The sequence below is a fragment of the Pseudomonas sp. SGAir0191 genome (assembly GCF_002812565.2).
Classification (GTDB): domain Bacteria; phylum Pseudomonadota; class Gammaproteobacteria; order Pseudomonadales; family Pseudomonadaceae; genus Aquipseudomonas; species Aquipseudomonas parafulva_B.
This window is the reverse complement of the sequence record NZ_CP025035.2, coordinates 1,040,325-1,053,593: the sequence shown is the minus strand read 5'-3', so window position 1 is coordinate 1,053,593 and position 13,269 is coordinate 1,040,325. Positions and strand designations below refer to the sequence as shown.

Genomic DNA, 13,269 nt, shown 5'->3' with positions numbered 1-13,269 from the left:
AACCCACACGGACATCGCCTTGCCCATGACGCTGCGTCAACGCCTGGAGAACCTCCCCGTCGGGCAGAAGCTGCTGGCAGCTTTGCTCGTGTTGCTGGTGACCATTTTGCTGGTGGCGAACCTGACCTTCATCAGCGCCGCCTACTGGATCACCCAGGAAAGCATGGCACCGCAAGCGCTTCAGACCATCGGGCGGCTGGTCTCCAACCCCGAGCTGTCGACCCGCGCGGCAGACGACTCCGCCTCGGCCCAGGCGTTGCTCGATGAACTGGACAGCTATGCGCCGCTGCGCGCCGCCGCCTTGTATGGCAGCGACGGGCGCATGCTCGCCCAGTTGCAGCATGGCGACCCCCTGACACTGCCCAAGCGCTTTCGCAACATAGAAGGCTGGCGATTCATGGAGTTTCGCAGCACGCAGTTGATTCGCCTGCCGCGGGCCGGTAGCCCGCCGGCGCACTTGCTGCTGGTGGCCAGCAGTGAACTGCCCACCGCTTTCTACACCGGGACGCTCAGTGCAAGTCTGGCCATACTGGTGTTCAGCGTGCTTTTGTGGCTTTTCATTGCACGGCAGATCAAACGCCTGATCACCCAACCGATCAACCAGCTCGAAGAACTCAGCCGCCAGGTCACCCGTGAGGAAAGCTATGCGCTGCGGGCCCGACGCGGCAACGACGACGAGATCGGTAGCCTGGCCAATGCCTTCAATACCATGCTCTCGCGCATCGAAGCCCGCGAGCACCAGCTCAAGCGGGCCCGGGACGAGTTCCAGAGTGCCTACGACCAGGCCCAGGGGTTGGCCGAGGAAACGCGCCATACCAACCGCAAACTCGAGCTCGAAGTGCAGGTGCGCAGCAAAATCGAGAAGAAGCTCACAGGCTTTCAGAACTACCTGAACAGCATCATCGACTCCATGCCCTCGGCCCTGATCGCCCTGGATGAGCAGCTGTACGTGACCCAGTGGAATCAAGAGGCAACGGCGTTATCCGGCACGACCCTCAACGAGGCGCTCAACCAGCCGGTGTTCATGGCCTTCGCGCCACTCAAACCCTTCTTGCCACAGTTGAAAGACACGGTGGAGCGGCACCGGGTGGCGAAAATCGACCGTGTCACCTGGCACAAGGATGACGAGCCGCGGCATTACGCATTGACCTTCTACCCGCTCACCGGCGGTGGAGGCCGGGGCGTGGTGATCCGGATCGATGACATCACCCAGCGCCTGTCGCTCGAAGAGATGATGGTGCAGTCGGAAAAAATGCTCTCGGTCGGTGGCCTGGCGGCCGGCATGGCCCACGAAATCAACAACCCGCTCGGGGCCATCCTGCACAACGTGCAGAACATCCGCCGCCGCCTGTCACCCGACCTACCGCGCAATCTTGAGCAGGCCCAGGCGTTGGGGATCGACCTGGCCACGGTCAACGGCTACCTGCAAAGCCGCGAAGTGCCTCAGTTGCTCGATGGCATCCAGCAAGCGGGGGCCAGGGCCGCCAAGATCGTCACCCACATGCTCAGTTTCAGCCGCCGCAGCACGCGCGAACTGGCGCCCTGCGACCTGCCTGCCCTGATCGACCAGGCGGTGGACATAGCAGGCAACGACTTCGACCTGGCCATCGGTTTCGACTTCAAGGGCCAGGCTATCGTGCGCCAGTTCGACCCGGCGCTGGGGCCTGTGCCCTGCACCGCCAACGAACTGGAGCAGGTATTGCTCAACCTGCTCAAGAACGCCGCCCAGGCCATCCACCAGCGCCCGGCACCTTGCGAGCCAGGTCGCATCATCCTGCGCACACGGCTTGCGCCACCCTGGGCGGAAATCCAGGTGGAGGACAATGGCGTGGGCATGCCCGAAGCCGTGCGCAAGCGCACCTTCGAGCCTTTCTTCACGACCAAGGAAATCGGCCAGGGCACCGGCCTTGGGCTTTCGGTGTCGTACTTCATCATCACCAATAACCACAAGGGGCAGATGGAGGTGCATTCCACACCTGGGCAGGGGACCTGTTTCACCCTGCGCCTGCCCCTCGGCCAGCCGCATCCGCCGCTGCCGGTCAACACGGAGCAATGACATGGGCTACCGCTTGTCCAAGATCTATACCCGCACTGGCGACACTGGGGAAACCGGCCTGGGCGATGGCCGGCGAGTGCCCAAGGATCATCCACGCATCGAAGCCATCGGTGAGGTGGACAGCCTCAACAGCCAGCTTGGCTTGTTGCTGGCTGGCCTGGATGAACAAGGTCTGGACGAAGTCAGCCGCGTGCTGGCGCCCTGTCAGCACCGCCTGTTCGACCTGGGTGGGGAGCTGGCCATGCCCAGTTACCAGGCCCTGACCACCGCTGAGGTGGAGCGGCTGGAGGCGGCCATCGATGTGTGGAACGACGAACTGGGCCCATTGAAGAATTTCATCCTGCCCAGCGGGTCGGCGCTGGTCGCCCAGGCGCACGTGTGCCGCAGCCTGGCACGCAGCGCCGAGCGACGCTGCCAGCACCTCAATACCGTAGAGCCACTGGAAGGTGTCGGCCTGGCGTACATCAACCGCCTATCGGACCTGCTGTTCGTTGCCGCCCGCATCATTGGCAGGCGGCAAGGGATCGCTGAAGTGCTGTGGCAGCCCGCCGAAAAACCTCAGGGCTGACGCCTTGGCGCTTGCCGTACTGGCCCGCCGTCAAAGAGTCGGCCAGAACGCCCTGATACCCGCAACGCCCTGCGCCCCGGCTAGCCAGGCTTGCTCGCGCGCCTCTGGCCCCACGCCACCGAGCAGGTACACCGGCCGGTCGAACCCGGCAATCAGGCGCTGGGCCTGTTCCCAGCCTAGCGGCGCGGCCTGTGGATGGCTTTCGGTAGGCTGGACCGGCGACAGGGTGACGAAGTCCACCCCCATTTGTTTGGCCAGGGCTAGCTCCTCGGCGTTGTGGCAGGAGGCGGCAAGCCAGCGCTGGACCGGGAACGGCCTGCCCTTGTCGGCATACTTGCGCAACTGCGCCGCGGTCAGGTGCCAGCCTGCCGACGGGAAGTCGCCCAGCCATTCCAGTGGCCCCTTGAGCATCAGCTGAGCCTTGCCCGCGCATAACCCCACCGCATCCACCGCCACATCCCGATACTTGGGGTCGTACATGTCCGGTGCACGCAACTGGATCAGCCGGATGCCATTGGCCACGGCCTTCTGGATCCCCTTGAGCATGTCAGGCACGTCTAGGCCGTCCGGTGTGATCAGGTACTGATCCGGCAGCCGGGCAGCGGTGACGATGGGCTTGTTGGCCTCGGGAAACGCATGGTCCGGCAGCTCGCGCGGCGCGACCCAGGCCAACGGTTGCCCCTCGGCGCCATGGGGCTCACCGGTGAAGGCCTCGACCTCGCGTACCTCAAGCAGTACGTGTTTGTCGGGGTAATCGTGACTGACCTTGATCAAGGGCCGCGAGCGGGTTACCTGGATGCCCAGCTCCTCGTCGAGCTCACGCGCCAGCGCGGCCTCGACGCTTTCCCCTGGCTCCACCTTGCCTCCCGGAAACTCCCAGAGGCCGCCCTGGTGTTGGGTGTCGGCGCGACGGGCGATGAGTATCCGCCCGTCCATACCCCGAATCACGGCTGCAACGACGTGAACCCGTTTCATCGGTCACGCTCCGTCACGCCGGCCATGGACGATGGGGTTGGCATAAAACTCATGGTTCTGCTCCCTTGGCATTGAAACATCGGGACCGCGAACGGCCCCGGCGGCATCAGGTGCGGTACTCGGCGTTGATCTTCACGTATTCGTGAGAAAGGTCGGTGGTCCAGATGGTTTCACTGCACTGACCACGGCCAAGGTCGATACGGATGGTGATTTCTTCCTGGGCCATCACCCGGGCGCCCTGGTCTTCGGTGTAGCTTGGGCTACGGCCGCCCTGGCTGGCAATGCACACCTCATCCAGGTACACATCGATCAGGCTCACATCGAGCGCGGGCACGCCGGCACGCCCAACCGCTGCAAGGATGCGGCCCCAGTTCGGATCGGAGGCGAACAGTGCGGTCTTGATCAGCGGCGAGTGCGCCACCGCGTAGCCGACGTCCAGGCATTCCTGATGATTGCCACCGCCGTTGACCTGCACGGTCACGAACTTGGTCGCCCCTTCACCGTCACGGACAATGGCCTGGGCCACCTCCATGCAAACCTCGAAAACTGCCTTTTTCAAGGCTTCGAACAGGGCTCCGCTGGCCTGGGTGACTTCCGGCAGGTCGGCCTGACCGGTGGCGATGAGCATGCAGCAGTCGTTGGTCGAAGTATCGCCGTCGATGGTGATGCGGTTGAACGATTTGTTGGCCCCGTCCAGCATCAAGTCCTTGAGCACCCCTGGCGCGACCTTGGCGTCGGTGGCGATGTAGCCCAGCATGGTTGCCATGTTCGGGCGGATCATGCCCGCACCCTTGCTGATACCGGTTACGGTCACGGTCACGCCGTCGTGCTGGAACTGACGGCTCGCGCCCTTGGGCAAGGTGTCGGTGGTCATGATGCCGGTGGCCGCTTCAGCCCAGTTGTTTTCCGACAAGTTATCCAGGGCAGCTTGCAAGGCGCCTTCGATCTTCTCGACCGGCAGGGGCTCACCAATCACGCCGGTGGAGAACGGCAAAACCGATTCGGCGGGCACACCGGCAAGCTCGGCGAGTTTAGCGCAGGTCCGCTGCGCAGCTTCCAGGCCGGGGGCGCCCGTACCGGCATTGGCATTGCCAGTGTTGGTCAGCAGGTAGCGCACGGTGCCCTGTACCCGCTGCTTGGCCAGGATCACGGGGGCGGCGCAGAAGGCGTTGAGGGTGAACACACCGGCCACACTCGAACCCTCGGCGCAGCGCATGACCACCACATCCTTGCGCCCCGGGCGCTTGATGCCGGCAGAGGCAATGCCGAGTTCGAAACCCGGGACAGGGTGCAGCGTAGGCAAAGGACCAAGACCAACAGCCATTGGAGCGCTCCTAGAAAATACGTTTGGTGAAAAAAGGGCCGCTGTGCGGCCCATCTCTGGCAAGCCCGGCCGAACCAGGCACACCGTATGGCTTGAATCGGCGCAACCCAGTCCGGCAGTGGCGTGCCGGCGATGAGCTGCGCAGTAGCCCTTGGCATTGAGCGGCCCACAAGACGCCGGGCGCCTTGTGACGGCCCGGCGATCAGATCACTCGATCTGGCCGTGGCAGTGCTTGAACTTCTTGCCCGAACCACACCAGCACGGCTCGTTGCGCCCCAGTTTCTGCTCATTGCGCACAGGCTCGGCGGCTACGGCTACCTCAGCACCCTCCTCGGCCAACTGCTCGCTTTCAAGACCAGGTGCTGGCGCGTGCTCGAACTGCATGCGGCTGGCCAGCTCTTCGGCGTCGCGGCGCAGACGTGCTTCTTCCTCGGCAGGATCCTCACGGCGAACCTGAACGTGCGAGAGCACACGGATGGCGTCGCGCTTGATCGACTCGAGCAGCTCCTGGAACAGGGTGAACGACTCGCGCTTGTACTCCTGCTTCGGGTTCTTCTGGGCGTAGCCGCGCAGGTGGATACCATGACGCAGGTGGTCCATGGTCGACAGGTGGTCCTTCCACAGGTCGTCCAGCACACGCAGCAGGATCTGCTTCTCGAAGGTGCGCAGTGCTTCCATCCCGGCCTGGTCCTCTTTCTCGGTGTAGGCCGTGGTGATTTCGTGCAGCAGTTTCTCGCGCAGGGTTTCTTCGTAGAGGTGGTCGTCTTCGTCGAGCCACTGCTGGATCGGCAACTTCATGGCAAAGTCACTGGACAGCGAGGCTTCCAGGCCGGCCACGTCCCATTGCTCAGGCAGCGACTGCGGCGGGATGTGCTGGCTGATGGTGGCATCGAGCACTTCCTTGCGGAATTCGGCAATGGTGTCGCCGACGTTCTCTGCGGCCAGCAGGCTGTTGCGCATGTGGTAGATGACCTTGCGCTGCTCGTTGGCCACGTCGTCGTATTCGAGCAACTGCTTGCGAATATCGAAGTTGCGGCCTTCGACCTTGCGCTGGGCCTTCTCGATGGCGTTGGTGACCATACGGTGTTCGATGGCTTCGCCCGACTGCATGCCCAGCGCCTTCATGAAGTTCTTCACCCGATCAGAGGCGAAGATGCGCATCAGGCTGTCTTCGAGCGAGAGGTAGAAGCGGCTGGAGCCCGGGTCACCCTGGCGACCGGAACGACCGCGCAGCTGGTTGTCGATACGACGCGATTCGTGACGCTCGGATGCGATGACGTGCAGGCCACCGGACTCGATAACCTGCTGGTGACGCTTCTGCCAGTCGGCCTTGATGTGCGCGATCTGCTCGTCCGTAGGGTTTTCCAGTGCGGCCACTTCAGCTTCCCAGTTACCGCCCAACAGGATGTCGGTACCACGACCGGCCATGTTGGTGGCAATGGTCAGCGCGCCTGGCGCGCCGGCCTGGGCGATGATCTCGGCTTCCTTCTCGTGGTACTTGGCGTTCAGTACCTTGTGTTCGATGCCTTCCTTGTGCAGCAGGTTGGACATGTGCTCGGAGGTTTCGATGGTCGCCGTACCCACCAGCACCGGCCGACCCTGCTTCAGGGTTTCCTTGATGTCGGCGATGATCGCGGCGTACTTCTCTTCGGCGGTCAGGTACACCAGGTCGTTGTGGTCTTTGCGCGCCAGGGGCTTGTTCGGCGGAATGACCATCACGTTCAGGGCGTAGATCTGGGCGAACTCGAAGGCCTCGGTATCGGCGGTGCCGGTCATGCCCGACAGTTTCGAGTACAGACGGAAGTAGTTCTGGAACGTGGTGGAAGCCAGGGTCTGGCTCTCGGCCTGGATGTTGAGGTTTTCCTTGGCCTCGATGGCCTGGTGCAGGCCTTCGGACAGACGGCGACCCGGCATGGTACGCCCGGTGTGCTCGTCGATCAGCAGCACCTGGCCATCCTGCACGATGTATTCGACGTTGCGGTGGAACAGCTTGTGCGCGCGCAGACCGGCATAGACGTGCGTCAGCAGGCCCAGGTTGTGCGCCGAGTACAGGCTCTCGCCCTCGGCCAGCAGGCCGACCTGGGTGAGCATTTCCTCGATGAACTGGTGACCGGCTTCGTTGAGCTCGACCTGGCGGGTCTTCTCGTCGATGGTGAAGTGGCCTTCCTGGGTGACCTGGCCTTCGACTTCCTCGATGTGCTGTGTCAGGCGTGGGATCAGGCGGTTGATCTCGATGTACAGCTTGGAGCTGTCCTCGGCCTGGCCGGAAATGATCAACGGCGTACGGGCTTCGTCGATGAGGATCGAGTCCACTTCGTCGATCACGGCGAAGTTCAGTTCACGCTGGAACTTCTCGTCCTGACTGAACGCCATGTTGTCGCGCAGGTAATCGAAGCCGAATTCGTTGTTGGTGCCGTACGTGATGTCGGCAGCGTAGGCTGCGCGCTTTTCTTCGGGCGGCTGGAACGCTGAGACGATACCGACCGACAGGCCGAGGAACTCGTACAGCGGGCGCATCCAGTTGGCGTCACGACGAGCAAGGTAGTCGTTGACGGTGACCACGTGCACACCCTTGCCGGACAATGCATTGAGGTAGACGGCCAAGGTACCGACCAGGGTCTTGCCCTCACCGGTGCGCATCTCCGCGATCATGCCCTCGTGCAGGGTCATGCCGCCAATGAGCTGAACGTCGAAGTGACGCATGCCCATCACGCGCTTGCCGGCCTCACGGGCGACGGCGAAGGCTTCGGGCAGGAGTTGGTCCAGTGTTTCGCCTTTGGCCAAACGCTCCTTGAACTCGGCAGTCTTGCCACGCAGTTGCTCGTCGGAGAGGGCCACCATCTTCTCTTCGAAGGCATTGACGATACTCACCGTCTTGAGCATGCGTTTGACTTCACGCTCGTTCTTGCTTCCAAAAAGTTTCTTTAACAAAGGCGCAAACATATTGGCAGGATCTTCCACACGTAGGGATGGAGGGCGGCCCCATGAGTCGCCCGTGCAGCCCTAAGGCCGCATGCGAACGAGCATTCTACCCGGAAACGATGGTGATGAAAGTGGTGGATTCCACGATGCTGGCACAGCGCTTTTACAGGGGCGTGTCTTAGATAGGGGCATTTCCCCTGAGTTCAAGACCTGGAAAGATGAAAGCGTTCAACACTCGCCTGTGCGCGATACCTTGCAGGGCCTGGCGCCTGTACGTCGAGCCCTGCGCTTGGCCAGTGGGCTCAACCGCCAGGTGATCGGGACTGACGCTGAAGTGTTAGACTGCCCAACTTGTAACCTCATGCGTACACCCATGGCCTACAAACCCTCCCCCGCCCAGCCGCCATCGGCGCTACTGCGCCAAGTTCGCCCGCTGCGCCTGCTGCTCAACCAGGCCGAGCGCCTGGAGCACCTGCAACGCCTGGTCGAAGGCCAGCTGCAACCGGCTGCACGCGAGCACTGCCACGTGGCGTCATGGCGCGACGGTACCCTGCTGCTTGTGGTCACCGACGGGCACTGGGCCACGCGCCTGCGTTACCAGCAAAAGCGCCTGATGGCGGCATTGCAGGCAACCGATGCGTTCGGCAACCTCAGGCGTATTCTTTTCAAGGTGCAGCCCCCCCTGGTGCCCGCCAAGCGCGGCGGGCATGCGGCCGAGTTGTCCAACAGCGCAGCCCAGAGCCTGCTGCAGACGGCCGAAGGCATCACTGACGCGAAACTGCGGGCAGCACTGGAGCGCCTGGCGGCGCATGCGCAGGCCAAGGACTGAGCGCCAGTTCTGGCGTGCGGAGCAGGCCAGACGATGCCCAAGACAGCAGGCAGAAGGACTGCGAAGCTTGATCAGGCCCACTACCCACTAACGTCCTGGCAATTGCTGCACGAAGCCGCCCATAAAAAAGGCCACCCGAAGGTGGCCTCAATGAACTAGAGAGTGTTCGAGCTTACACAGCCGCGACAGGACGCATATACGAGATCGGCGCCGTGCTGGCATCTTCGAAAGTGACCACTTCCCAGGCATCGGTTTCGGCAATCAGCTTGCGCAACAGCTGGTTGTTCAGCGCGTGGCCGGACTTGAAGCCCTTGAACTCGCCAATCAGGCTGTTGCCCAGCAGGTACAGGTCGCCAATGGCGTCGAGAATCTTGTGTTTGACGAACTCGTCTTCGTAGCGAAGACCGTCTTCGTTCAACACGCCTTCCTCGTCGACCACAATGGCGTTTTCCACACTGCCGCCCAGCGCAAGGTTGTGCTTGCGCAGGTATTCGATGTCACGCATGAAGCCAAAGGTGCGGGCGCGGCTGACTTCCTTCACGAACGAGGTGCTGGAGAAGTCGACGCTTGCGCTCTGGGTCCGGTTGCGAAGCACCGGGTGATCGAAGTCGATCTCGAAGCTCACCTTGAACCCTTCGAAAGGCAGGAAGGTGGCGCGCTTGTCGCCCTCTTGCACTGTCACCTCACGCAGGATGCGGATGAACTTCTTGGCTGCGTCCTGTTCTTCCAGGCCGGCAGACTGAATCAGGAATACGAAAGGTCCGGCGCTGCCATCCATGATCGGTACTTCCGAGGCGGAGAGCTCGACGTAGGCGTTATCGATGCCCAGGCCCGCCATGGCGGAGAGCAGATGCTCGACCGTATCGACCTTGACGTCACCGTTGACCAGCGTCGTGGACATGGTTGTCTCGCCGACATTGGCCGCACGCGCCGGGATCTCGACCACAGGGTCGAGGTCGGCGCGGCGGAAGACGATGCCGGTGTCAACAGGCGCAGGCTTGAGGGTCAGGTAGACCTTCTCCCCAGAGTGCAGGCCGACACCTGTGGCACGGATGGTATTCTTCAGGGTGCGTTGTTTAATCATGGCATTGGCCGCTTCAGCGCAAATTGCGAACAGTTATCAACAAAGGCTGGCGATAATACCAGACCCAACCTTTGATGAATACCAATCACCTTCATAGCCCTGATAAATTTCATTAATCAGCCTGACGACGCAGGAAGGCCGGAATATCGAGATAATCCAGGTCATCCTGAGGGTTCAGCTTGGCCGCAGCTGCCGCACCCGCGTGCGCCTGGTTGCGCATGACGGTCGGGCGCTCCAGATCACGGTAGTTGACCGCTGGCTGCTCCTGACGCGCAGGGGCAGGGTTGGATGCCTCGTAGACCTGCTGGGCAGTCTGCAGGGTGTTATCCACCACCTTGACCGGCTTCTCGATGCGCGCACCCAGACCGGTGGCCACAACGGTGACATGCAGCTCGTCGCGCATGTCCGGGTCGATCACGGTACCGACCTTGACCATGGCATGGTCGGAGGCGAACGCCTCGATGATGCTACCCACGTCGGAGTACTCACCCAGGGAAAGGTCCGGACCTGCGGTGATGTTGACCAGGATGCCACGGGCGCCCTGCAGGTTGACGTCTTCGAGCAGCGGGTTGCGGATCGCCGCCTCGGTCGCCTCGCGAGCACGGTTCGGGCCGCTGGCGCAGCCAGTACCCATCATGGCCATGCCCATTTCACCCATCACGGTACGCACGTCGGCAAAGTCGACGTTGATCATGCCCGGGCGCTTGATGATGTCGGAGATACCGCGAACGGCTCCGGCCAACACGTCATCGGCCTTGGCGAACGCGGACAGCAGGCTTGCGTCCTTGCCCAGGATGGTCAGCAGCTTTTCGTTGGGGATGGTGATCAGCGAGTCGACGCTTTCGGCCAGCATGCGGATGCCTTCATCGGCGATCTGCATGCGCTTGCGACCTTCGAACGGGAACGGACGGGTCACCACTGCAACGGTGAGGATGCCCATTTCCTTGGCCACTTCGGCAATGATCGGCGCTGCACCGGTACCGGTACCGCCGCCCATGCCTGTGGTGATGAACACCATGTTGGTGCCTTGCAGCACTTCGGCGATGCGCTCACGGTCTTCCAGCGCGGCCTGACGACCGACTTCCGGATTGGCGCCGGCACCCAGGCCCTTGGTCACGCCAGTGCCCAGTTGCAGGATGGTGCGCGCACCAATGTTCTTGAGCGCCTGGGCATCGGTGTTGGCGCAGATGAACTCCACGCCCTCGATGCTGCTCTTGACCATGTGATTGACGGCGTTACCACCACCACCACCGACGCCGATCACTTTGATGACCGGGCTTTGCGGGACGTTGTCTACGAGCTCGAACATTTTCCCTCTCCTTACAGTTCTCTAGTTGTCGCGCCTACCACTACTGCTTTGAAACTTAGAAGTTGCCTTGTACCCACCGCTTGAAGCGCTCAAGCACTGGGGCCTTCGGTTCATCGCCATAGCTGTTGTTGCTGCTGCTGTTGCCGGTCAAGGGCAGGTCTTCGGTCTGCTTGTGCAGCCCGTAGGTAAGCAAGCCCACACCGGTGGAATAAATCGGGTTGCGTACCACGTCGCTCAGGCCGCGCACGCTGTGCGGTACGCCCAGGCGTACCGGCATGTGGAAAATTTCCTCGGCCAGCTCGACCGCGCCTTCCATCTTGGCGGTGCCGCCGGTCAGGACGATGCCGGCAGGCACCAGGTCCTCGTAACCGCTGCGACGAAGTTCAGCCTGGATCAGGGTGAAGAGTTCGTCGTAACGCGGCTCGACCACTTCGGCCAACGCCTGACGCGACAGTTCGCGCGGAGGACGGTCGCCAACGCTTGGCACCTTGATGGTTTCACCCGCACCTGCCAGCTTGGCCAGGGCGCAGGCGTACCGAATCTTGATTTCCTCGGCATACTGTGTGGGCGTACGCAGGGCCATGGCAATGTCATTGGTCACCTGGTCCCCGGCGATCGGGATGACCGCGGTGTGGCGAATCGCGCCTTCGGTGAAGATCGCGATGTCGGTGGTGCCGCCGCCGATGTCGACCAGGCACACGCCCAGCTCTTTTTCGTCGTCGGTCAGTACCGAATAGGCCGATGCCAGTTGTTCGAGAATGATGTCGTCGATTTCAAGGCCGCAGCGGCGTACGCACTTCTCGATGTTCTGCGCAGCATTGACGGCGCAGGTCACCACGTGAACCTTGGCTTCCAGGCGCACGCCCGACATGCCGAGCGGTTCGCGCACCCCTTCCTGGTTATCGATCACATAGTCCTGGGGCAGCGTGTGCAGCACCCGCTGGTCCGCCGGAATGGCCACCGCCTGGGCCGCATCGAGCACACGCTCAAGGTCGGCCAGGCTGACTTCGCGATCGCGAATGGCGACGATGCCATGGGAGTTCAGGCTGCGGATGTGATTACCAGCGACACCCACGAAGGCCGAGTGGATGCGGCAACCCGCCATCAGCTGTGCTTCTTCGACGGCGCGCTGGATCGATTGCACGGTGGACTCGATGTTCACCACCACGCCTTTTTTCAGGCCGCGGGACGGGTGAGTGCCGATCCCGACGATTTCCAGCGTGCCGTCTTCGCCCACCTCACCTACCAAGGCCACTACCTTGGAGGTGCCGATGTCCAGCCCGACGATCATTTTGCCGCTATGCGCGTTTGCCATGGTCCTGCCTCTCTCTAATTCTTCGCAACGGCGGGTTGGGCCGTCGTCGGTGCAATCGGTTCCCGCCAGCCAACGGCAAGCCCGTTGGCATATCGCAGATCGATGCGGGCGATGTTGGCGATCTGCTCTTTAAGCGTCTTGTCGTAAATGGCAATGAAACGGCGCATCTTCTCGACCAGATGGTCGCGCCCCAGCAGCAGCTCGATACCGGGCGCTGCGCTGCTCGCGCCCGTGGTGAGGAACCAGCTGCCTCGCTCGCGCAGCTCCAGGCGCGCGATGGAGAAGCCTAAGGGGCGCAGCATCTGGCTCAATATCTGATACTGCTGCATGACCTGCTGCTGGGCTCGCTGGGGGCCAGCCAGTTGTGGCAGGTGCTCGTAGTTGGCCAGTTCGCGCGGTGTGAAGGCCTGGCCCTGGTTGTTGAGCAAGGCGGCATCACCCCAGCGCGCCACCGGCAGTTGTTCCTCGAGGCGAATCACCACTTCATCCGGCCATACCCGGCGCACTTCTGCATGGGCGATCCAGGGCATCTGCTCAAGCTCCTTGCGCATCGCCGGCAGGTCGACGGTAAAGAAGCTTGCGGCCACATAGGGTGCGATGCGCTGCTGCACCGACTGCTGGCTGATGTAGGTCAGGTCGCCCTGCACGTCGATCTTGGTGATCGGCCGGTCGGCATACGGCATGAGCCGTATGGCACCCTCGTAGGCGCCGAAGCCTGCGGCTACCAGCAGCACCGGCCACAGCAGGCGCTTGAGGCCGCCCAGGCTTGGACGCGGCAGGCGCGCCGATACGGGCTCGTCGGCCACCAGCCGGCTGGCACCACGCGGCACCGGCTTGCTGCGGCCGGTAACGGGTTGCTGCTGACGTACCATTGCGCCCTGCATGAT

10 protein-coding genes are annotated in these 13,269 nt (G+C 62.6%); 3 read left to right on the top strand and 7 right to left on the bottom strand.

What is annotated here, in order from left to right; all coding sequences use genetic code 11:
• Positions 1–25 precede the first annotated feature (25 nt).
• Positions 26–2,056 carry an ATP-binding protein gene (locus tag CWR53_RS04735; protein ID WP_058603290.1) on the top strand — a complete coding sequence of 677 codons (2,031 nt, stop codon included), beginning with the start codon at positions 26–28 and terminating at the stop codon, positions 2,054–2,056.
• A gap of 1 nt (position 2,057) precedes the next feature.
• Positions 2,058–2,624 carry a cob(I)yrinic acid a,c-diamide adenosyltransferase gene (locus CWR53_RS04730; protein WP_100850934.1) on the top strand — a complete coding sequence of 189 codons (567 nt, stop codon included), beginning with the start codon at positions 2,058–2,060 and terminating at the stop codon, positions 2,622–2,624.
• Positions 2,625–2,654: 30 nt separating this feature from the next.
• Here the strand turns inward: CWR53_RS04730 and CWR53_RS04725 are convergent, their stop codons facing one another.
• The 3 genes from CWR53_RS04725 to secA form a co-directional block, all read right to left on the bottom strand.
• Positions 2,655–3,599, bottom strand: a complete 945-nt coding sequence (locus CWR53_RS04725; protein WP_100850933.1) for a Nudix family hydrolase — start codon at positions 3,597–3,599, stop codon at positions 2,655–2,657.
• A 106-nt stretch (positions 3,600–3,705) separates the two neighbouring features.
• Positions 3,706–4,923 carry a bifunctional glutamate N-acetyltransferase/amino-acid acetyltransferase ArgJ gene (argJ, locus tag CWR53_RS04720; RefSeq protein WP_058603293.1) on the bottom strand — a complete coding sequence of 406 codons (1,218 nt, stop codon included), beginning with the start codon at positions 4,921–4,923 and terminating at the stop codon, positions 3,706–3,708.
• Between the two features lie 207 nt (positions 4,924–5,130).
• Positions 5,131–7,866 carry a preprotein translocase subunit SecA gene (secA, locus tag CWR53_RS04715; protein ID WP_058603294.1) on the bottom strand — a complete coding sequence of 912 codons (2,736 nt, stop codon included), beginning with the start codon at positions 7,864–7,866 and terminating at the stop codon, positions 5,131–5,133.
• 352 nt (positions 7,867–8,218) lie between these two features.
• On the opposite strand from secA, the gene CWR53_RS04710 reads away from it, so the two are divergent.
• Complete coding sequence (locus CWR53_RS04710) at positions 8,219–8,674, top strand: DUF721 domain-containing protein (protein ID WP_058637158.1); 456 nt, start codon at positions 8,219–8,221, stop codon at positions 8,672–8,674.
• A gap of 172 nt (positions 8,675–8,846) precedes the next feature.
• On the opposite strand, the gene lpxC is transcribed toward CWR53_RS04710, so the two are convergent.
• The 4 genes from lpxC to CWR53_RS04690 form a co-directional block, all read right to left on the bottom strand.
• Positions 8,847–9,758, bottom strand: coding sequence for a UDP-3-O-acyl-N-acetylglucosamine deacetylase (lpxC, locus tag CWR53_RS04705; protein WP_023534425.1), 912 nt, complete (start codon positions 9,756–9,758; stop codon positions 8,847–8,849).
• A 112-nt stretch (positions 9,759–9,870) separates the two neighbouring features.
• Entirely contained in the window at positions 9,871–11,067 is a 1,197-nt protein-coding gene (gene ftsZ / locus CWR53_RS04700) for a cell division protein FtsZ (RefSeq protein ID WP_058606149.1), read from the bottom strand.
• Positions 11,068–11,122: 55 nt separating this feature from the next.
• Positions 11,123–12,382: a cell division protein FtsA gene (gene ftsA, locus CWR53_RS04695; RefSeq protein ID WP_023534383.1), complete on the bottom strand. Its 1,260-nt coding sequence runs from the start codon at positions 12,380–12,382 to the stop codon at positions 11,123–11,125.
• A gap of 14 nt (positions 12,383–12,396) precedes the next feature.
• Positions 12,397–13,266 carry a cell division protein FtsQ/DivIB gene (locus tag CWR53_RS04690; RefSeq protein ID WP_058606148.1) on the bottom strand — a complete coding sequence of 290 codons (870 nt, stop codon included), beginning with the start codon at positions 13,264–13,266 and terminating at the stop codon, positions 12,397–12,399.
• Between the last annotated feature and the right edge of the window lie 3 nt (positions 13,267–13,269).

Excerpts from the sequence above, each read along its gene's own strand:
- CWR53_RS04735 (WP_058603290.1), top strand. The coding sequence starts at position 26 with ATGACGCTGCGTCAACGCCTGGAGAACCTCCCCGTCGGGCAGAAGCTG.
- CWR53_RS04730 (WP_100850934.1), top strand. The coding sequence starts at position 2,058 with ATGGGCTACCGCTTGTCCAAGATCTATACCCGCACTGGCGACACTGGG.
- CWR53_RS04725 (WP_100850933.1), bottom strand. The coding sequence starts at position 3,599 with ATGAAACGGGTTCACGTCGTTGCAGCCGTGATTCGGGGTATGGACGGG.
- argJ (WP_058603293.1), bottom strand. The coding sequence starts at position 4,923 with ATGGCTGTTGGTCTTGGTCCTTTGCCTACGCTGCACCCTGTCCCGGGT.
- secA (WP_058603294.1), bottom strand. The coding sequence starts at position 7,866 with ATGTTTGCGCCTTTGTTAAAGAAACTTTTTGGAAGCAAGAACGAGCGT.
- CWR53_RS04710 (WP_058637158.1), top strand. The coding sequence starts at position 8,219 with ATGGCCTACAAACCCTCCCCCGCCCAGCCGCCATCGGCGCTACTGCGC.
- lpxC (WP_023534425.1), bottom strand. The coding sequence starts at position 9,758 with ATGATTAAACAACGCACCCTGAAGAATACCATCCGTGCCACAGGTGTC.
- ftsZ (WP_058606149.1), bottom strand. The coding sequence starts at position 11,067 with ATGTTCGAGCTCGTAGACAACGTCCCGCAAAGCCCGGTCATCAAAGTG.
- ftsA (WP_023534383.1), bottom strand. The coding sequence starts at position 12,382 with ATGGCAAACGCGCATAGCGGCAAAATGATCGTCGGGCTGGACATCGGC.
- CWR53_RS04690 (WP_058606148.1), bottom strand. The coding sequence starts at position 13,266 with ATGCAGGGCGCAATGGTACGTCAGCAGCAACCCGTTACCGGCCGCAGC.